Genomic DNA, 21,903 nt, shown 5'->3' on the forward strand with positions numbered 1-21,903 from the left:
TAGAGGATAGCGAGCCGTTAAGATATAGCTCAACCATGCACCCCATGAGAAGCCTATTATAACCAGCGGGGGACTGCCAGAGCTTTCCAGTATATCTTTTAATTCTTCTACCTGTCCTTCTACAGAACACTCTGTTTGCAGCGGTTCAAGCACACCAGTCTCCGAAGAGAGTTCTCGTGCCACTGGGTACATTTCTCCTCGTGCTCCGGGTCCGCCATGAACAACAGCTATATTGAATGGTTCCTGACCATGCATTCTCAAGTTGTCCATACACATATGTTACATCATCACGCCTCTGTGAGAAAAAGCCATTGTGCGAGTATCATCGGGCGCAAAGGAAGATAATCGATAAAAGCAAGGAAAGGCAGATAGACTGCTTGGTGCGGCAACAGGACTGAATAGTCTTGTCTGGCTGAAAAGCCTAATATTAGTGAGAACCTGTTAATGCAACAGATTTAAACCGGCTCGCCTTTTACCCCATCACGATAAATACTGCCTATTTTTACTCTACTTATCATGTTAATAGAGGGGATATTAAGAGACGCGTAAACCCGTATATAGTTTGGAGTTAAGCCAGAATATAAACCATTTGAACATGATTCCCATAACACCGGCACAACCCTGCCTGCAAACCTCTGCCTGAAAATCCTGCCGGATTCTTCTGCAAGGCTTAGCATTTCCCTTTCCCGTCTCTTTTTTTCCTTTTCGTCTACCAGGGGCTTCATCTCTAAAGCCAGTGTATTTGGCCGTGGAGAATAGGGAAAAACGTGAATGCGGGCAAAGCCCATCTTTTTGCATAAATCAACCGTTTCTTCAAATTCTTCTGGAGTCTCTCCAGGAAACCCTACAATTACATCGGTTGTAATAGCAACATCGGGAATCCTTCTTCGGATTTGTTCCACGATACTTATATATGTTTCCCGGTCATATTTACGATTCATTCTTTTTAATACTGCATCACTGCCGCTTTGTAGCGAAACATGTAAATGGGGGCATAGCCGGTTATCGCGCCATAAGTCCAACATCGCTTCTGTTAAATGCCGTGGCTGAAGTGATGATAGCCGCAGCCGCTCAATTTGTGTTTTATCCAGTATCATTTTAACCAGTTCCTGCAACTGTATCCCCTCACTGCAATAAGAGCCAATTTCAGTACCGGTGAGCACAATTTCGGTATACCCAGCCAAAACGCGAGATGCTATTTCTCTAATGATAGCTGAAGGTGTTCGGCTAAAACATTCGCTCCTTACCATCGGTACGATACAATAAGTGCATCCGTTTGAACATCCATGTTGAATATGTACAAAAGAGCGAGTTTTTTGCATAGTGGTTAAAGCTGGCGCTAGCTCAAGGGGGTCTTTCTTCAGATACCCTCGCTCAAGAAGGATTTGCACCATTGCCATTTTTTGCTGATTATCAAGAACAATCATGTTTTCATCAATAAGCTTTATTTTGCCAGGAGTTCGCTGGGCATAGCATCCGGTTACCACAATCAGGGCTGAAGGATTCTCTCTTCGTATCCGCCTAATCCATTGCCGGGATTTTCGATCAGCCACATGGGTTACAGTGCAGCTGTTTAACACAAATATCCCCGCGCCCTCTCTCGATGAAACCGGCTGGTAGCCAGCCTGGATAAAATCAAGGGTCAATGCTTCAACCTCAGCCTGGTTTAGTTTACACCCAAGATAATCTATCACCACTTTCTTGTCGTTCATTTTGTTTTATTATAGCAGAGGGGATATTTACAAAATTGCAGCCTCCTAATAATTGACGGTTTAGTCTATTATTGCTATGATTCAGACTATTCTAGATTCATCAAGTACTTATGTTATTAAGCAGTTCATTTAATATAGGCCCAATCACTATCCAATTCTACGGCATTTTTATTTCGTTGGGGATTCTTTCTGCGATCCTTTACGCTTTTTATGAAGCACATCGCCGTGGAGAAAACCTGGATCACGTTGTTAATATGGCGCTGGTAGTTGTCCCCCTTGGGATAATCGGCGCAAGACTCTACCACGTAGTTGATTACTGGAGCTACTATAGCCAGCACCTGGGAGAAATAATCGGTGGCCGCGGACTCGGTATTTATGGGGCAATCCTCGGTGGAGCAATCGGCGTCCTCATTTACTGTGCCTGGAAAAAGCTCTCCCCTCTGCGCTGGATGGACATTATTGCTCCAGGCTTGATACTAGCCCAGGCTATTGGGCGTTGGGGCAATTTTTTCAACCAGGAATTATACGGTTACCCCACTGATCTTCCCTGGGGTATATATATTGAACCGGCTAATCGTCTGCCTGGTTTTGAAAGTTATACCCATTTCCATCCTCTTTTTCTGTATGAGTCACTCTGGAACCTGATCGGTTTTGTTATACTCTTTTTTATTAATCGCAAATACGGCAAACGTCTGTTGGATGGCGAAGTCACCATTGCTTACTTTATGTATTATTCTGTTGGCAGGTTCATCCTGGAGGGCATGAAAATCGATGTCTGGACAATTGCCGGCTTCCCCACCGCTCGCTGGATAAGCATAATAACCTTTGTTGTTTGCCTGGCAATCATTATTTTCCGCCGCCAGACACTTCGTAAACATAAACTGTAACCAACGTTATTACCCCTTTATTGCGTTCTCATTATCGACTTATCAATCCACCCACGTGCGACACGGTGATTGTTCTCGCGCATTTAGCCTCTTACAACGTAAGGTTATTCTCAAACAATGAAGTTGAGTCTCCTGCATGGTAACGCACGCCATCATGTTCAGATTCCAAACTTTATTTTAACAAGGGTGCTTCCCTTTGTTTTCATCATTCCAATTTTTAGTTTGATTATCTGGTTATTTAACCACTTACGGTCTACACAAAGCAGCTGTTATGGGAGTTACACTTTAATTATTGACAAACCTGTTTCTTTGGCTATAATAAATGAAAATGGTTTTCATTTAGCGTTGAAATGGTTTACAGTTATAAAGATGTTTTAGCCGAACTGAAACACGAAGGGTACAAAATCACCCCTCAAAGACGTGCCATAATACAAATTCTGGAAGCGACTGAAAACCATATGACTCCACATGAAATACACAAAAAGGTAAACAACCATTTGGGTATTTCTCTGGTTACAATATATCGCACTCTGGACACTCTGGAAAAAGCCGGTTTAATCTGCCGCCTTAACACGGAATCTGGCCATGTTGGTTACCTGTTACGCCGCCCGCGCAGCCACCATCACCATTTGATATGTTCTATTTGCGGGCTAGTAGTAAACATTGGTGATTGCGGGCTTGAAGAGCTCGAAAAGCATATTTCAAAGCATACTGGTTTCATTATCAACTCCCATACCCTTGATATGTCCGGAATATGTCCTGAATGCCATAAGAATAACTGCACAAAATCCGGGGGGAACTTTTGGTAATCACTATTCATAATCGCAGTAACGCGTTTCGGCTGGCAACCGCAACGATTCTGGTTTTATCTTTATTACTTCTCTCTGGCTGCAAACACGATGATCCTTATTCCGATAAGGTCGGAATAGTTGTTTCAATTTTGCCACAGGCAGAATGGGTCAATGCAATTGGTGGAGACATGGTAGATGTTTCCGTAATGATTCCTCCAGGGGCTTCCCCCCATGTATATGAACCAACAGCATCACAAATGAAAGCGTTGGCTAATGCAAAAATCTACATTGCGGCAGGGTCAGGAATAGAGTTTGAGATCAGCTTCCTGAGCGAACTCCTCGACATCAATCCTGATATCCTGCTCGTTGATTGTTCCGATGGGGTAGAACTGATGCACACGACAGAGCAACAGCACGACGATGAGCATCAAAGCGACCATGATCACTCATACGATCCACATATTTGGCTTTCGTTAGTCAACGCAAGCACAATGGCAACCAATATTTACAACGGAATCGTTGCAATCGATCCAGAAAATATTGATTACTATCGACAAAATTTGGATACCTACTTGGGGGAACTTGCACAAATGCACCAGAGCTTTCAGGAAGGATTTGCCAATTTGAACAATCGGGTATTTATTATCCAGCATCCCTCCCTGGGATATTTTGCGCGTGATTATAATCTTACCCAGATAGCTACTGAAGAAGGCGGGAGCGATGCAACAATCCAAAGCATGGTCCACACTATTGAACAGGCTAAACAGAATAATGTAAAAATAGTCTTTGTATCTCCCCAATTTCCACCCAACGTTGCTGAAGCAGTGGCCCATGAAATTGAGGGGAAGGTTGAACCACTGGATACTCTTGCAGGAAATTATAAAGAAAATATGCAGCACATTTTTAATATCATGCACCAAGCGATGGAAAGCCGTTAAACCGATTGGCATTGATTAAAGCATCATATTTGCCGAGTACCAGGTGATATAAAATGCAACAAGTAGCAAAACTGGAAAACATTTGGGTCCACTATCAAGGTGTTACTGCGCTTGAAAATGTAAGCCTCAGCGTTGAAGATAACGACTTTATCGGAATAATTGGACCAAATGGTGGCGGTAAAAGTACCCTTCTCAAAGTAATACTCGGTCTGGTGAGACCATCAAGAGGAAATATCGAGATTTTAGGCTCAATACCTGGAAAAAATGCCCGTAAAATTGGGTATGTTCCCCAGTATCGTAACTTTGACCACAACTTTCCTATCAACGTTTGGGAAGTTGTGCTTATGGGAAGATTAAGACACGCAGGTTTACTGCGAGGATACAGCCAAGAAGATTTTCAGGCAGCCTCCACAGCTCTACAAAAAGTTGAACTTTTAGAGCTAAAGAACCGCCATATTTCTGAGCTTTCTGGCGGGCAACAGCAGCGGGTACTGATAGCTCGTGCGTTAGTCACCGAACCAAGACTGCTATTACTTGATGAACCTATGGCTAACGTTGATTCTGCCATGCAAAAAGGCTTTTACGACCTTCTTTCACAGTTGAATGAAAATATGGCGATAATTATGGTCTCTCATGATATAAGCGCCGTCTCTTTGTATGTCAAACAGGTCGCTTGCTTAAATAAGAAATTATATTACCACGGTACAGGGCAATTAACAGTTGAGGACCTTGAGGCAACGTACCAATGCCCCGTCGAGATGATTGCCCATGGTGCTCCTCATCGTGTGCTAAGGGATCATCCAAGATAATGATTGAACTCTTGCAATACCAGTTTATGCAACACGCCATCATAGCAGGACTGCTATCTGCAATTGCGTGCGGGGTAATCGGTAGTTTCGTAGTAGTGAAACGCATGGTTTCTATCAGCGGAGGTATTGCACACGCTTCCTTCGGAGGCATAGGCTTAGGTTACTTGCTAGGTTTTAATCCGGTCACTGGCGCATTGGCATTTTCTCTCGGGGCAGCAGTAATAATGGGGACTATCTCTAAAAAAACTCGGCTGTCTGCTGATACTTCTATAGGTGTTCTCTGGGCAACCGGTATGGCACTGGGAGTAATATTCATAAGTCTGGCACCCGGTTATGCCCCAGATCTCTTCAGTTACCTTTTTGGCAATATCCTGACTGTTCCGCGTTCTGACATTATTCTGATGAGTATCTTAGACGGCGTTATTCTGCTGGTTGTCTTTATGTTTTACAAGGAATTTAGTGCGCTTTCCTTCGATGAAGAGTTTACCCATATTATCGGTGTACCAACTTTTGCACTATACCTGCTTCTGCTTTGCCTGATAGCGTTGACTATAGTTGTTCTAATCCGAGCGGTGGGAATTGTACTGGTAATAGCCTTAATAACCATCCCGGCTGCTATTGCATACCAGTTCACAAAAAGACTTAAAAACATGATGCTGCTTGCCGTTATTTTAGGAATAGTTTTTACTACTGCGGGTTTGTGGCTGTCTTACCAACTAGATATCGCCAGCGGGGCGACCATAATAATCGTCAGTGCAAGTACTCTCTTGATTTCTACTCTTTTATTAAGAATTAAGGGAAGGCTCCAATCCGAAAACGCAGATTGAATATCCGGCTTATTTTAAGGAATCACTAAAACCCACAAAAAAGCCATCCCCACACCTAGTACCACTCCTGCAGCTACTTCGAAAGCGGTATGGCCAATCAACTCTTTCAAATCAGCTTCAACCTGTGCAATAGGCCGCCTTTCCCTCAGTTCCCGGATTATCCGGTTAAGTACAACTGCCTGTTTGCCAACAGACTGACGTACACCAGCAGAGTCATATAAAACAACTGCGGCTAGAATAACAGCAATGGCGAAAACGGTTGAGCCCATACCTTCAATTAAGCCGATAGTCGTTGCAAGCGCGCTAACGGTAGCTGAATGAGAACTAGGCATGCCCCCGCTGGATACCAGGCGCCCTAAATCCAGCCGGTGGTTTTTAACGACTTCGATCCCGACTTTGACTAACTGCGCAACTGTCCAGGCAACGAGTGAAGCAATCAGGGCTTTATTGGTTATAAAATCGTAAAATTCCACCTATAGCTGCCAACTTAATTCGGGAGATCCGCTCTATGCTTTAGATAGATTTCTCTGGTGGTATAACTGGTTACCTCCACCTGTGCAAGCTTAACAACCTTCTCTATCAGTGGAATCGGTTTTTGGGCGAGCTCCACAACCTGCAAACCAGAATCCGATGATCCGCCCAGTAGTAAAATTCTTATATCTTCAATCTGCATTGGCTTCTTTTTTAGCTCTTCGACGGCTTCGAGAGCTGCGCGGCAGGTTTCATTCTCCTGTGTGTACGCATCTTCTATCGCGATTCGCTTCTTGTCTCTAGCTTGATTAATGGCACCAAGCGTTGCTTTACGAATAGATTCTTTCTTTTCTTTTAAAAATGAAACTTGCTGGTTCATAATAATTACCGGATATCAAAAATACCCGGTAAAAGTATAGGTTGGCAAAATAGCCGTGTCAATCGGTAAATCTTATTGACCTGCTGTTTTGATCGCCGTCTCATAACCCTGTAAATATAATATCAGGGCTTCTTCCAGGGCAGGCTTAATGCTATCAGAGGCTTTTTCCAGGCTTGATACCAGCTCCTTGTATCCTGCCAAACCTTTTTGCTTTAATTTGTATACCAACTCGCTATCGCCAGAGTCTAAAATGAACATATCTGGTATTTGAGTGCGTAATTCATCTGTATTTTCAACATAAGAAACAATATCGCCGGGCTGCTGACTATCCGGTGGAGACACTGCTCCAGCAGTAACACTCTTAACATTGAGTTCTGCAATTATCTCCAGATCGGTATCCAAATGATTGGCAGCTACGCGGATTTCTTCTGGTTTCTCCATTTCAGCCAGAGTAACAATTTCTGCTACCCTTCTATTTGCCAAATCAGCAGATAATTCGGATTTTGCAGATTCGGAAAACGTAAACCCCATCCTCACTTGCTCTGCGGCAAGCTTGACTCCATAGAGAGCTTGCCCTGGTAAACTGTTACCGGAAGCGGCAACTAATGCGCCGCCGGAAATCATTATAGCAAACAATACTCCAACAGCTGCCTGCGCCCAAACAGGGGCAAAAGTAAACCACCGTTTTTTACGATTTTGCGCCATATCTGCCACAGCTGCATTGAATTCGTATCGCGCCTTCGCCTTGAAGCTTTCATTGGGGCTTATATTGACTGCTTTATGAGAAGCACTGACTATTTTCAGCAAAGGTTCGAGCTCTGAGGCGTGTTCCGGGTATTTGGCGAGACACTCCTCAATCTTGCAGCCTGAGCATATTATTTCTTCAAGGCAGCTATCGAGCACCTGTTCAATGCTATTTTCCGCCTCATTATTATGCATTATTTTCCACCACCATATGTTTTCTTAAAGCTTGTATTGCACTATGCTGGAGCGCTTTTATCGCCCCTTCCTTTTTGCCCATAACAGCCGCAACCTGCGCAATTGGCATTTCACAGCTAAAACGAAGTGAAATCACTTCTTGCTGAAGAGGAGTAAGCTTTTTCAAGGCACTTGAAAGCTCTTCCAGTTCCACTTTTAACTCAGCCGTTTTGTAAGGATTATCTTCAGCAGCTGTAATATCCTCGTTTAATTCGGTTTCTGGCTGACGGCTTTTCTTACGTATATAATCAACCACCTGGTTGTGGGCAATCCGGTAAAGCCAGGCGGAAAATGGTATATCTTTCCATTGGTATGAAGATATAGCTTTAAGGGCTTTCATAAATACCTGCTGAGTCAAGTCTTCAGCTTCCATCTGGTTGCCAATTTTAATTGCAATATAGCGGAAAATTTTATCAAAATTCTCCTCGTATATCTGGGCAAAGGCTCCCTGATCATATTGTTTTGCACGATTGACCAGGTCTTGCTCTTCCTGCACTTGTTAACCCCTTTCTACCAGCCGGCCTTTTTCTCCAGCCGGAGTGGTGTTATCGCGTGCAATAATTATAACGAAGGATGGTTTAAAAGGATAGCTTCCTTATATCTCTATATAATTTGGAATTGTTGCCAGTTATTTTTAATAAACCATAGCAATTCTTATATAACATTTATTATTCAACACCGTCTTCTAATATTTTCCCATTTCTTGTCTTTTTTGTCTGTTAAATGTCACAGTAATAGTATAATATATGACTAATATACTGGTACCAATAGGGGGTAGTAAATAACTTTCAGGTGATAGATTATAGGTAAAAAGTAAGATAAGATAATGTCTGGTATCAATAAGTTACTTAAGCTTGTATTAGGGGGATTGCAAATGGATAATACCACTGATATCGGACCGATGCTTACCACCAGCGAGGTAGCCAAGATCTTGAACGTTCATATAAACACAGTAAGGCGATGGAGTAACCAGGGGGCATTAACAGCCTACAGAATTGGCAGCCGTGGAGACCGGCGTTTTAAAAGGGAAGATGTTGTTTCTTTTTACGAAAGCCCAGAAGCTTTCAACAACCAGACAAGCCTTGATGTTTAATTCATTGTCGGAGGTTTAGTATTGAAAACAATCCGAGTTATGATAATTGATGAACAACCATTTTTCCGGGCTGGGGTACGTCTTGCACTTGAATCCCAATCCGATTTTAAAGTTTTAGACGCAGACCCTTCAGATGATACCTTAAACTCAATTGATTTATTTCAACCTGATATCGTCCTGCTAGGTTCGGATCTGGCTAATTTTAGTGGTTTGGAGTTAGGAACCAGAATCGCCCGACGCTATCCAAACACTAAAGTCATTATGTTAAGTCCTGATCCCAACGATCAGGAGCTTTTTAAGGTCATCCGCTCCTCCGCCGTAGCATGCCTGAAAAAAACAGTGCCTCCGGAGGAACTCATCTCCAATATCCGCAGCGCTTCCAGAGGAGAATATCCAATTAACGACAATGAAGTGTCAAGGCCAATTATCGTGCGGCAGGTCCTTAATAATTTTCAGGATATGGAGACACTCAGCAGGAACGTGGAAGAGGCTGTTGCCCCGCTTACCAACCGGGAAAGGGAAATACTTGGTCACATTGCTGACGGCAACTCAAACAAACAAATTGCTCGAATTTTGAATATCAGCGAACAGACAATTAAAAACCATGTAAGCGCTATTATGCGGAAACTAAACGCCAATGATCGGGCACATGCCGTTGTACTGGCTATCCGCCGAGGTTTAATAAAAATTGAGGAGAATCACAAGAGGCCAGAATACTAACTGTGTAGGTGGTACCCTATTGGGGGCTGGCCAAAAACCCGCCGTGGACCAAACCTGATATTAAGTTTTACTTTTTAATATCAATGTCCTGAACCGCGCGAGTTATATCCTGAAGCATATCACCGTAGTAAGGCACTTTCGGCATCGCGTTTTTGACATCTTTCAGGTCGTACTTGATGACATCCAGTTTTTCGTTGATTTCTTTTAACAGTTGTATTAATTCTTTATTCGGGTCAATCATAGCAGCTCCCTTTTATTAGTATTTTAAACACCCGGTGGAGAAAGTAATGATATTTATATGCGGGTTGATGGTTAATAGATAATACAGCGATATAAACTATTCTTCAATCAATTCAGGAAAGTTCAAATTAATATCGCTCCTGCCTGCGTAATAAGAAACAGACCGCACACATTGCTGCACCCATCATAGAGTATACAATCCCTGTTATTATTCCAGGGTCAAAAACAGAACGAATTAAAGTTAATGACCAATTAGTAAATGCGGACTGAGCCTCATAAGGGGCAAATACTTGTTGCGGTATAAGGCTCATGCAAATGATTGCACTTGCCAAAACGATTAATCCACACCCAGCAAATACAATTCCCAGGTTAAGCAAAGTCCCGGGAGTATTCCTGTGCACAAGCATTATAATAATAGTTAACACAAATACCGCAGCGATCGACGCAATGAAGCCTGTTTTAAACACTGAGGCGGCATGTCTTGCTTCGCCCAAGAATATTTCACCATCAGTAATTGTCTGAACAAACTCAGTTTTAAAATCACTACCCAGTATTTCTTCATTAATGTCGATATCTACTGGCACACTACTAGCGAACTGTTCAAAGAGCCGATTGAATTCTGCTATTACTTGTTGCTCATTTGAACCTTCAAGATATTTGGGAGGAGAAGCAACAAAGATATCTTGTAAAGATTGGCCCAAGTCATCAATTAGTGGAGACATATCTATTTTCGCGCTTGAAGAATCTTGCCCGCCTGTCAGGTACTCTGCAATTCCCCCTATTACGTTTTTCAATTGGTTTTTAACCAGAAGTTCATTGCCTTGTACTGTTTTTTCTATAATTGACGGTAAGTCTGCAAATACCTTCAATTCTCCGGGCGCGTATTTGTCAATCATTTCCTGGGAAATCTCTTGTAAGGGAGAAATTATATTCAGCTCATCAATAAAAGCATATAGAATTTCGTCAACCAGAATACTGCGCCTTAGCAAGTCAGCAAGGTTAAGCTGGTTTTCCTCGCCTTTTATATAATCATAAAGTTCATTCACTGCCCTGCCGATCCGCGTTTTTATCTCTCCCTCACTGGAGGCAGCTACTTTAATTAAAGCATTGCCAATATCAATGGGAATTTCCACTCCAGGCTCGCTAATAATCATTTCTTCTATAACTGCAGGTAAATCGATCTTTTCAATTCCAACATTTATAAAGCGGGCGTTTAATATGGTGCGGTCAATAGCAATACCACCGGCAAGAACACCTAGCGAAATAAAAAGTAAAACCGACAGTATAACTAGCACAATGATTTTAAACGTATTCACATTCATCCTCCTGGTTATTCAAAACCAGTGCGATAATTACATATCAACCGCCGTGCTATCAAAAAAAGAAATCGTCTCATCTTAACGAATAAACAAAAACCTGCTTCAGCTTTCGCTTTTATCCAAGCTATTAACCTGGTCGAGCAAAAACGTAGCGACCCTGGCTGTTTCAAAAGGCCATGCATAGGTGATATATACCTCAGGATGTTGGTCTTGCGCTTGCTTTACTATTTGTGCAATTTCCACCTCGGCATGCGCTCCTCCCCTGGTAAGCATAGGTGTTACTACAACAATCTGTTTTGCTCCCTGTTTGATTGCATGGACAATAGCGTGGTTAATATCCGGAGCGCAAAACTCGTTGAAGCCAGGAATAACATGCTTGCCTGACTGTTTCTGCATTTCTTCAGCCAGAACACAAGAAGCCTGGTAAAAAGGGTCGTTTTCACTATTGCGCGGCCACATGCGCATCTTGTTTTCTAATTCCTCATACCGTAGAGACTGTTCTCGGGTTAAAGATCTGCCGGTTTCAGCCATAGAATGCAAACTAAAAAATTCAGCCATTTCTGCCCGAGGAAAGTCTTTAGGAGGCGCTCCATGGGTTGCCAGTATAATATATTCTTTTTTCATGGCAACATTATAATTAAAAGCTTAGTTATCTACCAATAACTTATAGCTGGCTACCATATTTAAGCCTGCAACAAGCGCTCATAAACCAACCACAACAATCTTAATACTGAAATGCTTGTTATTTGACATGAATTACTTGCCGCCCCTATAATATTTTCTGTTATAGAAAGTAATTTACAGATATTTTACTAAAGATAATTTGGATAAAGAAGAATTAATCAATCAGGCCATAGGATTTCATGAGCAGATATACGGCCTGTTAAATGAGTACAGTTACGAGGATTGGCTTTCACTTGACCTCTCAATAGGGCAGTTGAAAAGCCTTATTTACATCCGTTACCGGGGAAAAGCCAGCCATAGCGAACTATCTAAAATATTAAACGTCACCCCTTCAGTAGTAACCGGAATTATCGATAGGCTTGAATCAAGCGGGCTGGTAAGCAGGCAAGTTGATGAGGCGGATCGTCGTGTACACTGGCTCACTCTTACAGATCAAGGCGAAGATCTTTTTAATCGGTTTGACCTGAATAGCAAAAATGAAATCAGCCAAGTTTTAAGCGCATTAAGTGAAAATGAGTTGGAGGCACTGGTTAACAGCTTTAGCTGTTTCCTGGCTGCATTCAAGCGACACATGGATAAAACTAACCGAGCAATTGAATATCGAGATATAGCCTGAGGCGTTTGTATTTGCAACCAAAATGTTTTCAAACTTTATTATGGTTACGAACCGTATTTATTTTTATAACCGATAGCATTCTTTTACCCTAAGGAGAAATCGCAATTATGTGGAAACTTAGCAAGTTGGCGGTTAACAACCGAATATTAACCATCATTATGACTGTGGTGGTAGCTGGTGTATCGATTTGGGCACTGACAGGCTTGAAAAAGGAACTCATTCCAGATATTGATTTTCCATATGCAACAGTAGTTACAGTGTATCCGGATGCTACCCCGGAGATGGTTGTTGAAAAAGTAACCACTCCCATTGAAGAGGTTATACGGAACAAATGGGGCGATATCAGCCTCAAGCATGTAACCTCGACGTCCTCAGAAGGCATTTCTGTAATTTTTGCTGAATTTAATTTCGGCACTGATATGGAACAGGTTTCAAGCACGTTAAAAAATGAGATTTCCTTATTGTCGCTGCCCCGGGAGGTCACCAGTCTCCCTGATATGAGTCCGTCCATCTCCAGCAATCCACAGGTAATCCCCATTAATCTGGATATGATGCCACTCACATTGTTAAGTATTAGCGGCAGCTATCCAGCAGTTGAATTGCGCCAGATTGCAGAAGAATATATTGTGCCAGTGTTGAGTGAGGTCTCCGGAGTTTTAGCTATAGAGGTTGACGGGGGTGCTGGCAACCAGGTGGTAATTACCCCGATTGCCAGCCAAATGGTGGAGCATGGAGTATCGATATCTCAGATACTCGCCCTTCTCCCTCAGGCAGTTGGTTCACAAGAAGACATAGTATCTACTCCTTTAGCAGGTGGTATAGTACTCGGAGACGTTGCCAAAGTCAGCCTGAGTCCCTCTCCCCTATCGGTTATTACTCGTTATAATGGCAATTCCAGTATAGGTATTTCTATATTGAAAGAAGATGGCGCTAACACCGTTGAAGTATCAGAAGCACTATCAGATGCTATTACCAGTGTTCTTCCCAATCTTCCCGAGGGTGTTCAGGTGTCGAGCGTTTTTGACCAGTCAGATTTTATCAAGGATTCCATCGATGATCTCTGGGAGAAAGCCATAGTCGGTGGCCTGCTGGCTGTATTAGTGGTGTTCATATTCCTGAGGGCAGTACGCGCTTCCCTTCTCACTGCTATTTCTGTGCCCCTATCCGTATTTATTGGTTTTCTGTGCATGTATTTTTCCGGCATCACTATAAACGTACTCACCCTCAGCGGTATGTCCATTGCAATCGGCCGCCTGATTGATGACAGCATCGTGCTGGTAGAAGTTATTTACAGGCGTCGTCAGATGGGAGACAGCTTTAAAGAAGCTGCAATAGCTGGCTCGCGCGAAGTTGCTACTCCAGTTACTGCAGCCACTCTGGCAACAGTTGCCATTTTTATTCCCCTGATGTTCATTGGCGGTATCGTAGGAGAACTGTTTGTACCGTTTGGCCTGACTATTAGCTTTGCCCTTCTCGGTTCTTTGGTGGTTGCGCTAATGGTAGTTCCAGCTATGTCAAAACACCTGCTATCACCGCGCAAATCCAGAACATTCAGCAAAGACTCCAACAACTGGTACCAGGCACTTTATGTCAAAGGGCTCAAGTGGGCACTTGGACATCGTACACTGGTACTCGTAGTTACAATTGTAATTTTTCTTGCCAGCCTTGGCTTGATACCAATAGTTGGAACTTCTTTTATGCCCGACATGGGCGAAAAGATGATAACAATTGATATCCAGTTGCCAACCGACACCGAATTAACTGCAACTAGCAACGCCGCTGAAAAAGTTGAAGCAATACTGGCTGATATGGATTCGATCGATCGCTACTTTACTTCTATCGGTGCCTCTGGTTCACTTGCAGGCATAATGAGTGCTGTAATGGGCGGAGGCGCCAACACTGCATCGATCACCGCTTATCTCGATCAAAACGCAGATATTGCAACCACAACCGAAACCGTCAAGAAAAAAACCGAAAACTTGCTTGATCAGGGCTATATCAACGTATCGGGCGAAGGTGCCGACCTGGGAGGATTGGGCGGCTCATCAATCAACCTGTCCGTTCAGGGTGCAGATCAGGATGCGGTTACACAGGTAACCCTACAGTTGCTACATGAGCTTGAAGACATAGAAGGGCTGACAGATATCGGAGCAGATATCACCAATACCATCACCAGGCTTGATATCGACATAGATCCACAAAAGCTGCTGGCATCAGGTTTAATGACCGAGCAACTTGAACTAATCCAGCAGGAATATATTCTCCTGGTCACAGGCGGAACCCTTCCCGGCAAAACCGTTGCCATAGAAAGCCACCCTTACCCGGTCTATGTATCGGCCATAACTGGAGGGCTGAGCGGAATTGAACAAGCGGAAAAATTAAAAATCGGCTTCCCTGTATCCGTGGAACTTGGGCAAATTGCAGATATCTCAATCAAAAATATGCCTTCGCACATAAGCCGGACCGACCTTTCGCTTTCGGCCACTATCACCGGTAAAATCACGGAAAAGGATATCGGCAACATTAACAAGATGGTCCAACAGAAGATTGACTCCCTTCCTGATCACCCGGGCGTCGAGATTAAAGCAGCCGGCATCGCCGAGCAGATGCAGGATGCTTTTAACAGCATGGGAATCGCTTTGATTGGCGCAGTCTTTCTAGCTCTGGTAGTAATAATAGCCATGATGCGCTCTATCCGCAACCCGTTAATAATCATGGTCAGCCTTCCGCTTGCCTCTATCGGCGCCATGCTCGGTTTGTTGATTACTGGCCATACACTAAGCCTCTTTGCACTGATGGGTATTATCATGCTGGTTGGAATCGTGCTCACAAATGCTGTAGTTCTGATATCCATGATCGAAGATCTGCGCCATCAGGGAGTTCCCACCCATGAAGCGATCATGGAAAGCGGCAGGGCTCGATTAAGACCAATACTCATGACAGCACTGACTACAATCATCGCCATGTTACCACTTGCCATCGGTATCGATTCTGGAATGATGATGACTGCAGAACTGGCAGTAGTGGTTATCGGCGGATTGGTAAGCTCAACCATACTTACACTATATGTTGTACCAGTGATATACAGTATGGTAAACCGTAAAAAAACTGAAATCGCAAAGTAGCTCTTACTGATCAGCCATAAAATGGGGGAGTTTATTTAACTCCCCCATTTTTCAATCTACACTAGTCCAAGATGTCCTCAATAATTGGATAATCCTTTATTTTGCCTGCTTAACTAATCATTCGATGAAGATTTTTCACCTTGCATGCTGTTTGTGGGTATAATAAAGACCGTAACTTCTATGCTTAGCATCACTAATATTGCCAAATCATACGGCTCCAGGGAGTTGTTTTCCGGGATTAACCTTACCATTGGAGCCAATGAACGTATCGCGCTTATCGGTGCCAATGGTACTGGCAAAACCACCCTTTTTGATATCATAGCCGGGAGGGCATCTCCCGACTCCGGCCAGGTTACGCTCCGGCGGGGGGCGACTATAGGGTATCTACGGCAGGAGGAATTTTCAACATCGCAGCGTTCACTTCTGGAAGAAATCACTCGTTCTTGTGACGCTCTCAATTCACTTAAAAACAAGATCCAACTGTTGCACGAAGAGCTGTCCGAAGAAAAAAATGAAGAAACTACCTCCGTGCTGCTAAGACAACTGGGCGAGTTTCAGGATTTATACGCTTCACGTGGGGGTTATGATTCCGAGCATGAAGCAAAAATTATACTATCCGGCCTGGGTTTTACCCAGAGCGACTTCCACCGAACGCCGAATGAATTCAGTGGCGGATGGCAGACTCGAATACAGCTTGCTAAGTTATTGTATACAAATCCTGATATTCTTTTACTTGATGAACCCACTAACCATCTTGATCTGGAAACACAACGCTGGTTTGAAAACTACCTTAAACGATATCGTGGGGCTGTCCTTTTGACTTCGCATGACCGGGCTTTTTTAAACAATGTTGCTGAAAAAATTGTCGCCATTGAGGTATCTGAGGTCATATTCTTCCATGGCAATTACGATAGCTACGTAATCGCCCGACAGAAAGATATCGCCAATCTTGAAGCTACTGCAAAAAAACAGGAGGAAAGTATCAACCGGCAAATGCGCTTTATTGAAAGATTTCGCGCTAAAGCAACTAAGGCTACTCAGGTACAAAGCCGCATAAAGCAGTTGGAAAAAATAAAGCCGGTCAAGGTTCCCCGTGTTACAAAAAAGATTCATTTTTCTTTCCCCGAACCGCCACGGTCCGGCCGAATGGTAATTGAATTGAAAAATATCGCCAAATCTTATGGCTCTCTAAATGTTTATCAGAATCTCAATCTTTGCCTTGAGCGCGGAGACCGGGCTGCCATCGTCGGCGTAAACGGTGCGGGTAAATCTACCCTTCTTCGTATAATGGCTGGAGCTTTAGATTTCGACAGCGGAACCCGAAGCTTGGGCCACAATGTGGAAACCAGCTATTTTGCCCAATACTACATCGAGACGTTAAATCCAGCTTATACCATATTAGAAGAACTAAGGTCTATTGCTCCAGATGAGCCGGAGCATCGGCTGCGTGGTTTGCTTGGATCGTTTCTATTTACTGGGGATGATGCTGATAAAAAAATTGGAGTGCTTTCTGGTGGTGAAAAAACGCGTATTGCAATTGCAAAAATGCTGACCCGCCCGGCAAATTTCATCCTCTTGGACGAACCAACCAATCACCTGGATATCCCCTCGCGCGAAATGCTTGCCGATGCACTAAATGCCTATAAAGGCACTCTTTGCTTTGTGACGCACGACCGAACCCTGATTGGGGAAATTTCTAATAAGATTATTGAAGTAAGCCACGGCAAAGTGCAGATATTTTCCGGCAGTTATCAACAATACCTGGAGCAAAAAGAAAAAGCCTGCAGCGCAGAAGACGATGTTATCCAACCGAATAAACCAAAGGCTAGTACTTCGAATGGAACAAACACCCGGCGGGAAATAAAGGCCAGAGAAGGGGAATTGCGCAACCAGCTTTACCGCGAGATAACCCCACTTAACAAAAGGATAGAAGAAATTGAAACTCTGGTTGAAACTATATCAAGCCGCGTTAATGATATAGAAAAGATGATGGCAGATCCCAGCCATTACGAAGATTCAAAAAACGTGGTGGATGTCAATATCGAATACCTTGAACTCAAGGATAAACTCTCTGCCCTCACCACTCAGTGGGATGCACTTATAGAAGCCGCTGAGGAAATAAAGGAAAAGTACCGCCTCGCTCGCGAAGGCTAACCTGGAAGGCTAGCCTCACGTCTTTATGTAAACCTTTTTTGCCTGTTATCAGGTTCTAAATCGACTTTTCGATATACTTAACAAACTCATCAACCGTTTTCAGCTCTTTCATGGCTTCCTGGTTTATATCTATCTCGATATCCAGAGCAGTCTCCAGAGCAATAAATATCTGTACACAGTGGAAAGAGTCCGCTTTTAAGTCCTTAAGCAGCGTTTCGGGTTTGATATCCTGCTCTGCAGTTCGAGTAACCCTGGCGACGCTTCTGCGGAATTCTTCATATACTGACATATTATCTCCGTTTACTCATTTATTTGTTGCCGTTTTGTATGGGCTTTAGCGAGTTCATTTCGAAGACTGCCAACAAGATCAGTTTCTATGGCTGTGATAACCTGCCTGAAGGTACCTGCGATCTGGTTAGCGCGGCTGCTGCCATGCGCAATAGCAGCAACTCCATTAACACCCCACAACGGCCCGCCACCCATCACTTCAGCAGGGCTGAGCAGTTTGTACATTTTTCTTCCCAGGTCTTCTATCTTTTCGGATGGAAGCTGCTCTTTCAATTCAGTCGCTATCCACTGGCGAAGTGTCCTTCCCAAACCTTCAGAGAACTTAACAAGTATATTGCCGATAAAGCCATCACACACTATCACATCAGCCCAGCCAAACGGTATATCCATCCCTTCAACATTGCCGATAAAATTAAGGCCGCTCTGTTTCAACAGCTCATAAGCCTGTTTTGCCTGCTCGTTGCCCTTTCCTTCCTCAGAGCCGATGTTTAACAAACCAACGGTAGGATTTTCTATACCCAGGAAAGTGCGTGCATATACCACCCCGACCACTGCCAGATCTACCATCTGATATGGCTGGCAGCCAACATTTGCCCCCAGATCCAGCACAACCGTATTGGGAGCAAGCCCCAGAAAAGGACCACCCGCAACCGGCCTGTCGATACCAGGCAAAGTGCCCAGATATCGGGCAGCAGCAACCATCATGGCACCGGTAGAACCTGCGCTGATAACTGCGTCAGCCTCCCCATCTTTTACAAGCCTGGCCGCCAATGATACCGAACTGTTTGGTTTTTTCAAAACTGCAAACGCTGGTTCTTCGCCATCTTCTATCTTCTGGGTTGCTTCAACAATGCGGATGGTTATGCCCTCCGTCTCACAGGCAGAAAGCTCGCTGGAAACAGCTTCTTTATCCCCAACCAGGATTACTTCTACTCCGTATTCACGAGCAGCCAATACGGCACCTTTAACTGTTTCCGGCGGGCCGAAATCACCACCCATGGCATCAACAGCTATTTTTATTTTTTTATTCTTTTCGTTTTCACTCATTGAAATCAAACCTCCAATCCGGCGAGCATCAGACTAGCTTTACCAGCTGTGCTCTATAGCATTGTGCTTGCAAACATTCTTGCAGGTAACTCCATGGTTGCCAGTGCGGCAGGTTATAAATCCAGGGCATAATGCAGACAGGCGCTTTATCGCCGTTTGTTTAACCTCAGCAACCTTATATCCATCACGTTGTACAAGGCAAAATATACCTGCAGGGCAAACATCTGCACATTTCCCACATCCATCGCATAATCCCTCATCCAGGCTAATAAAGTAACTGCCAGTACCGTCTTCGTACCCGTATTGCATTTTAGTCCGATTGGTATGCGCAGATTTATCCCGCGCAAAAAGTGCAGCTCCGATAGCCCCACATAGCTGAGGATCATCACAAAGCTGTGGTTTCATTTGCACTTTCTCGGCAATCTTTGCAACCAGTCCACTATTTTTAGAAATACCTCCAGTGATGGCAAAATCAGCTTCTATTGATACTCGTTTTAAAAGATTGAATGAACGTGTCGCTATCGCTTCGTGCAGCCCGGCCAGAATATCTGCCCGAGAAACACCTTTTCTGAGATGCCTCAGGGCTTCTGTTTTAGCAAAAACAGCACATATTGTATTGAATGGAATCTCGTGATTCGAACTAAGCGAAACCGTGCCGATTTCATTAAGCGGAATGTCTAACACATCAGCTATCATTTCCAAAAAACGGCCGGTTCCTCCAGCGCATTTGTCATTCATAACAAAGTTGGTTACATTACCATTGCCATCGCAATTGATAGCCTTACAATCTTGCCCGCCCATATCCAAAATTGTGCGCACGGTAGGGAAATACCAGTTAATTCCTTTTGCATGCGCACTTATTTCTGATACATTTTCATTAGCATAGGGCACCAGCACGCGCCCATACCCAGTTGCTATGGTATAACTTATTTCACCAGCTTTGATACCAGTACCATTCAGTAATTCATTGAGCAGTTCTTCTGAAGTTTTTACGCTTTCTGCACCCGTATCCCTAATAGCAGAGGAAATAATAGTATTATTCTGGAGCAATACCGCCTTCGCCGCTCGCGATCCAATATCAACCCCTGCATATATCATTGCTGGAGCTCCTTTTTTATCTCTTCCCCGGCCAAAACGGCTGCCCCCATAGCAGCAACACAAACGGGATTCTGAGGCACATAAATCCGCTGCTTCAGTTCTTTTTCCAGTGTTTCCACCAATCCGGCGTGAAGGGCAACACCTCCAGAAACTGCCAGGCATTCACCCGCACCGATTCTTTTACACATTGTCTTTATTCGGGTAGATACTGACAGATAGATACCAAGAATAATCTCCGGCAAGGGAGTCGGCGGTACGCGATGTACATGAGAAATTACTTCCGATTCTGCAAATACCGCACAAGTCCCGGTGATTTCCGCCCCTTTTTCAGCTCGGCGTGACAGCTCTGACATCTCTTCAAAGCTGAGCTTCATCAGTTTAGCCATCTGCTGCAGAAATAAACCGGTGCCAGATGCACATTTGTCGTGATTTGCCCAGTCAATTACCCTCCCCCGATTGTTAATCTTTACTACAGAAGAACTTTCTGCCCCAATGTCAATCACTGCTCTGGTGTCTGGCGCATACCAGTATATTCCTCTGGCCAGGCAAGTTGTAATAGCTTTTGATCCGTCTGCAAAACTCACCTCTTTACCACCATTACCAGTGGTGATTACATATTTTTCCGGATTATCGTCAGCTCCTGCTTTTTCGAGTGCTTTGGTCATTGCCACAGAGGCCGATGCATCTGCCTCATCAAGAGTATTACTTACCTCTGAAGCAAGCAGCTGGCCATCGTTCATTACCACTGCCTTAGTCGTTAGGCTGCCGATATCAATTCCAATAGCTAGCATTATTAGTTTCCCCTATAAAATTAACGATCTTCGAGCAGCTCAAAGAATCTTTCCAGTTTCTCCTTTACTTCATCTTCACTTGTAACCGTCTGGTCAACTACATCACAATCCAGCGTTAGTACGGGAACATCCACGTCTGCCAAAGTATCTTTAAACAATTTAATTGTTGCACATGAGTGCCGGCACCCTACATCCGCATAATATACCGCTCCGTCCACCCTCCATTCCCGAGCACATTTCTTGATAGCTCCCAGCGCGCTCTCCCCCAACGGGCCATACATTCTAGCTTCAGGTATCATGTATGATTTTTCCACCACCGCTTCAATGGGGCGCGATGCATCCAAGGTACCTTCACCCCAAAAGGTAAAAAATGGCTCAATCACCGATACCGCACCAGACCGGATCGATATTCTCTCCAGAAAAGCCATCAAATACATAGGCGGAATAAACAAAGTCATCAGTCGGAAACGCTCATTGGGCACTGCACCCTTTTTCCCCAGAATCGCTTTCTCCATCTCTTTTTTCAACGTTTCCAAATATTCAACAGATTCCGGCTGCCCGGGAAAGAGGTAATCTATGGTAAGAAGCTCTAAAAACCCCAGGGGACTAAAGGGAGTAGGCACGTTCTTGCGTAATTCATTTATCTCCCTGGTGAGCTTAATCTGACGATCTGTTCTTTCAACTATTTCGGAAAGCCGATCATAATCCATCTTTTTACCAGATTGCTTCTCGAGAAAAGTGATCATATCCCTTAGCTCATCAGCCATATAAGCTTTTTCCAGATCACTATCCTTAAAAGGGCGATCCAGGAAAAAACCGGGGCAATCACAAATATCCATCACCAGTTCACCGCTTTTAGCAGTGTTATCGCACACCATGTTAGACCATACCATTACATCTGGTTTTGGGATGGCGCCATTGGCAAAAGCGCCGGCC

Annotated in this window: 24 protein-coding genes; 10 read left to right on the plus strand and 14 right to left on the minus strand. The window is 43.9% G+C overall.

Features of this window, described 5'->3' with window-relative positions; all coding sequences use genetic code 11:
* A partial coding sequence (locus PHX29_05205; GenBank protein MDD5605287.1) for an alpha/beta hydrolase occupies positions 1-270 on the minus strand: 270 nt, incomplete at its 3' end.
* Positions 271-455: 185 nt separating this feature from the next.
* Positions 456-1,712 (minus strand): tRNA (N(6)-L-threonylcarbamoyladenosine(37)-C(2))-methylthiotransferase MtaB, encoded by a 1,257-nt coding sequence (gene mtaB, locus PHX29_05210; protein MDD5605288.1) that lies wholly within the window; start codon positions 1,710-1,712, stop codon positions 456-458.
* 110 nt (positions 1,713-1,822) lie between these two features.
* Between mtaB and lgt the strand changes: the two genes are divergently transcribed.
* From lgt to PHX29_05235, 5 genes are all read left to right on the plus strand, one after another.
* On the plus strand, positions 1,823-2,599 hold the full coding sequence (lgt, locus tag PHX29_05215) for a prolipoprotein diacylglyceryl transferase (GenBank protein ID MDD5605289.1): 777 nt from the start codon (positions 1,823-1,825) through the stop codon (positions 2,597-2,599).
* Between the two features lie 350 nt (positions 2,600-2,949).
* Complete coding sequence (locus PHX29_05220) at positions 2,950-3,408, plus strand: Fur family transcriptional regulator (GenBank protein MDD5605290.1); 459 nt, start codon at positions 2,950-2,952, stop codon at positions 3,406-3,408.
* The gene (locus tag PHX29_05225; protein ID MDD5605291.1) at positions 3,402-4,328 is read left to right on the plus strand and encodes a zinc ABC transporter substrate-binding protein; all 927 of its coding nucleotides are present in this window, start codon (positions 3,402-3,404) and stop codon (positions 4,326-4,328) included. Before PHX29_05220 ends, PHX29_05225 begins: the two co-directional genes overlap by 7 nt.
* Positions 4,329-4,381: 53 nt before the next feature.
* Complete coding sequence (locus tag PHX29_05230) at positions 4,382-5,137, plus strand: ABC transporter ATP-binding protein (protein ID MDD5605292.1); 756 nt, start codon at positions 4,382-4,384, stop codon at positions 5,135-5,137.
* On the plus strand, positions 5,137-5,964 hold the full coding sequence (locus tag PHX29_05235; protein MDD5605293.1) for a metal ABC transporter permease: 828 nt from the start codon (positions 5,137-5,139) through the stop codon (positions 5,962-5,964). The genes PHX29_05230 and PHX29_05235 overlap by 1 nt, the downstream gene beginning before the upstream one ends.
* Before the next feature lie 14 nt (positions 5,965-5,978).
* On the opposite strand, the gene PHX29_05240 is transcribed toward PHX29_05235, so the two are convergent.
* From PHX29_05240 to PHX29_05255, 4 genes are all read right to left on the minus strand, one after another.
* Positions 5,979-6,437 carry a divergent PAP2 family protein gene (locus tag PHX29_05240; GenBank protein MDD5605294.1) on the minus strand — a complete coding sequence of 153 codons (459 nt, stop codon included), beginning with the start codon at positions 6,435-6,437 and terminating at the stop codon, positions 5,979-5,981.
* A 14-nt stretch (positions 6,438-6,451) separates the two neighbouring features.
* A complete protein-coding gene (locus tag PHX29_05245; protein ID MDD5605295.1) occupies positions 6,452-6,814 on the minus strand; it encodes a hypothetical protein in 363 nt (120 codons plus the stop codon).
* A 72-nt stretch (positions 6,815-6,886) separates the two neighbouring features.
* Complete coding sequence (locus PHX29_05250) at positions 6,887-7,753, minus strand: DUF5667 domain-containing protein (GenBank protein MDD5605296.1); 867 nt, start codon at positions 7,751-7,753, stop codon at positions 6,887-6,889.
* A complete protein-coding gene (locus tag PHX29_05255; protein ID MDD5605297.1) occupies positions 7,746-8,288 on the minus strand; it encodes a sigma-70 family RNA polymerase sigma factor in 543 nt (180 codons plus the stop codon). The genes PHX29_05250 and PHX29_05255 overlap by 8 nt, the downstream gene beginning before the upstream one ends.
* 378 nt (positions 8,289-8,666) lie before the next feature.
* Between PHX29_05255 and PHX29_05260 the strand changes: the two genes are divergently transcribed.
* Both PHX29_05260 and PHX29_05265 read left to right on the plus strand, forming a co-directional pair.
* The gene (locus PHX29_05260; GenBank protein ID MDD5605298.1) at positions 8,667-8,885 is read left to right on the plus strand and encodes a helix-turn-helix domain-containing protein; all 219 of its coding nucleotides are present in this window, start codon (positions 8,667-8,669) and stop codon (positions 8,883-8,885) included.
* Positions 8,886-8,906: 21 nt separating this feature from the next.
* The gene (locus tag PHX29_05265) at positions 8,907-9,605 is read left to right on the plus strand and encodes a response regulator transcription factor (protein ID MDD5605299.1); all 699 of its coding nucleotides are present in this window, start codon (positions 8,907-8,909) and stop codon (positions 9,603-9,605) included.
* A 67-nt stretch (positions 9,606-9,672) separates the two neighbouring features.
* Here the strand turns inward: PHX29_05265 and PHX29_05270 are convergent, their stop codons facing one another.
* From PHX29_05270 to PHX29_05280, 3 genes are all read right to left on the minus strand, one after another.
* A complete protein-coding gene (locus tag PHX29_05270) occupies positions 9,673-9,846 on the minus strand; it encodes a hypothetical protein (protein ID MDD5605300.1) in 174 nt (57 codons plus the stop codon).
* A 127-nt stretch (positions 9,847-9,973) separates the two neighbouring features.
* On the minus strand, positions 9,974-11,161 hold the full coding sequence (locus PHX29_05275; protein ID MDD5605301.1) for a hypothetical protein: 1,188 nt from the start codon (positions 11,159-11,161) through the stop codon (positions 9,974-9,976).
* Positions 11,162-11,266: 105 nt separating this feature from the next.
* Positions 11,267-11,788 (minus strand): CbiX/SirB N-terminal domain-containing protein, encoded by a 522-nt coding sequence (locus tag PHX29_05280; GenBank protein ID MDD5605302.1) that lies wholly within the window; start codon positions 11,786-11,788, stop codon positions 11,267-11,269.
* Between the two features lie 199 nt (positions 11,789-11,987).
* On the opposite strand from PHX29_05280, the gene PHX29_05285 reads away from it, so the two are divergent.
* The 3 genes from PHX29_05285 to PHX29_05295 all read left to right on the plus strand — a co-directional run bounded on the left by PHX29_05285 (position 11,988) and on the right by PHX29_05295 (position 17,743).
* Positions 11,988-12,464 carry a MarR family transcriptional regulator gene (locus PHX29_05285; protein ID MDD5605303.1) on the plus strand — a complete coding sequence of 159 codons (477 nt, stop codon included), beginning with the start codon at positions 11,988-11,990 and terminating at the stop codon, positions 12,462-12,464.
* A 107-nt stretch (positions 12,465-12,571) separates the two neighbouring features.
* Positions 12,572-15,589 carry an efflux RND transporter permease subunit gene (locus PHX29_05290; protein ID MDD5605304.1) on the plus strand — a complete coding sequence of 1,006 codons (3,018 nt, stop codon included), beginning with the start codon at positions 12,572-12,574 and terminating at the stop codon, positions 15,587-15,589.
* 153 nt (positions 15,590-15,742) lie between these two features.
* Complete coding sequence (locus tag PHX29_05295) at positions 15,743-17,743, plus strand: ABC-F family ATP-binding cassette domain-containing protein (GenBank protein ID MDD5605305.1); 2,001 nt, start codon at positions 15,743-15,745, stop codon at positions 17,741-17,743.
* Positions 17,744-17,798: 55 nt separating this feature from the next.
* On the opposite strand, the gene PHX29_05300 is transcribed toward PHX29_05295, so the two are convergent.
* The 5 genes from PHX29_05300 to PHX29_05320 form a co-directional block, all read right to left on the minus strand.
* A complete protein-coding gene (locus PHX29_05300) occupies positions 17,799-18,032 on the minus strand; it encodes a phosphopantetheine-binding protein (protein MDD5605306.1) in 234 nt (77 codons plus the stop codon).
* An 11-nt stretch (positions 18,033-18,043) separates the two neighbouring features.
* Positions 18,044-19,078, minus strand: coding sequence for a phosphate acyltransferase PlsX (gene plsX, locus PHX29_05305; protein MDD5605307.1), 1,035 nt, complete (start codon positions 19,076-19,078; stop codon positions 18,044-18,046).
* A 39-nt stretch (positions 19,079-19,117) separates the two neighbouring features.
* Positions 19,118-20,176 carry an acyl-CoA dehydratase activase gene (locus PHX29_05310; protein ID MDD5605308.1) on the minus strand — a complete coding sequence of 353 codons (1,059 nt, stop codon included), beginning with the start codon at positions 20,174-20,176 and terminating at the stop codon, positions 19,118-19,120.
* On the minus strand, positions 20,173-20,967 hold the full coding sequence (locus tag PHX29_05315) for an acyl-CoA dehydratase activase (protein ID MDD5605309.1): 795 nt from the start codon (positions 20,965-20,967) through the stop codon (positions 20,173-20,175). Before PHX29_05315 ends, PHX29_05310 begins: the two co-directional genes overlap by 4 nt.
* 20 nt (positions 20,968-20,987) lie before the next feature.
* A partial coding sequence (locus PHX29_05320; protein MDD5605310.1) for a 2-hydroxyacyl-CoA dehydratase family protein occupies positions 20,988-21,903 on the minus strand: 916 nt, incomplete at its 5' end.

This window comes from Dehalococcoidales bacterium, from assembly GCA_028717385.1.
GTDB lineage: Bacteria > Chloroflexota > Dehalococcoidia > Dehalococcoidales > CSSed11-197 > CSSed11-197.

Coding starts and splice junctions, on each gene's coding strand:
- PHX29_05235 (MDD5605293.1), top strand. CDS start 5,137: ATGATTGAACTCTTGCAATACCAGTTTATGCAACACGCCATCATAGCA.
- lgt (MDD5605289.1), top strand. CDS start 1,823: ATGTTATTAAGCAGTTCATTTAATATAGGCCCAATCACTATCCAATTC.
- PHX29_05245 (MDD5605295.1), bottom strand. CDS start 6,814: ATGAACCAGCAAGTTTCATTTTTAAAAGAAAAGAAAGAATCTATTCGT.
- plsX (MDD5605307.1), bottom strand. CDS start 19,078: ATGAGTGAAAACGAAAAGAATAAAAAAATAAAAATAGCTGTTGATGCC.
- PHX29_05290 (MDD5605304.1), top strand. CDS start 12,572: ATGTGGAAACTTAGCAAGTTGGCGGTTAACAACCGAATATTAACCATC.
- PHX29_05270 (MDD5605300.1), bottom strand. CDS start 9,846: ATGATTGACCCGAATAAAGAATTAATACAACTGTTAAAAGAAATCAAC.
- PHX29_05315 (MDD5605309.1), bottom strand. CDS start 20,967: ATGCTAGCTATTGGAATTGATATCGGCAGCCTAACGACTAAGGCAGTG.
- PHX29_05260 (MDD5605298.1), top strand. CDS start 8,667: ATGGATAATACCACTGATATCGGACCGATGCTTACCACCAGCGAGGTA.
- PHX29_05300 (MDD5605306.1), bottom strand. CDS start 18,032: ATGTCAGTATATGAAGAATTCCGCAGAAGCGTCGCCAGGGTTACTCGA.
- PHX29_05310 (MDD5605308.1), bottom strand. CDS start 20,176: ATGATATATGCAGGGGTTGATATTGGATCGCGAGCGGCGAAGGCGGTA.
- PHX29_05250 (MDD5605296.1), bottom strand. CDS start 7,753: ATGCATAATAATGAGGCGGAAAATAGCATTGAACAGGTGCTCGATAGC.
- mtaB (MDD5605288.1), bottom strand. CDS start 1,712: ATGAACGACAAGAAAGTGGTGATAGATTATCTTGGGTGTAAACTAAAC.
- PHX29_05280 (MDD5605302.1), bottom strand. CDS start 11,788: ATGAAAAAAGAATATATTATACTGGCAACCCATGGAGCGCCTCCTAAA.
- PHX29_05220 (MDD5605290.1), top strand. CDS start 2,950: ATGGTTTACAGTTATAAAGATGTTTTAGCCGAACTGAAACACGAAGGG.
- PHX29_05230 (MDD5605292.1), top strand. CDS start 4,382: ATGCAACAAGTAGCAAAACTGGAAAACATTTGGGTCCACTATCAAGGT.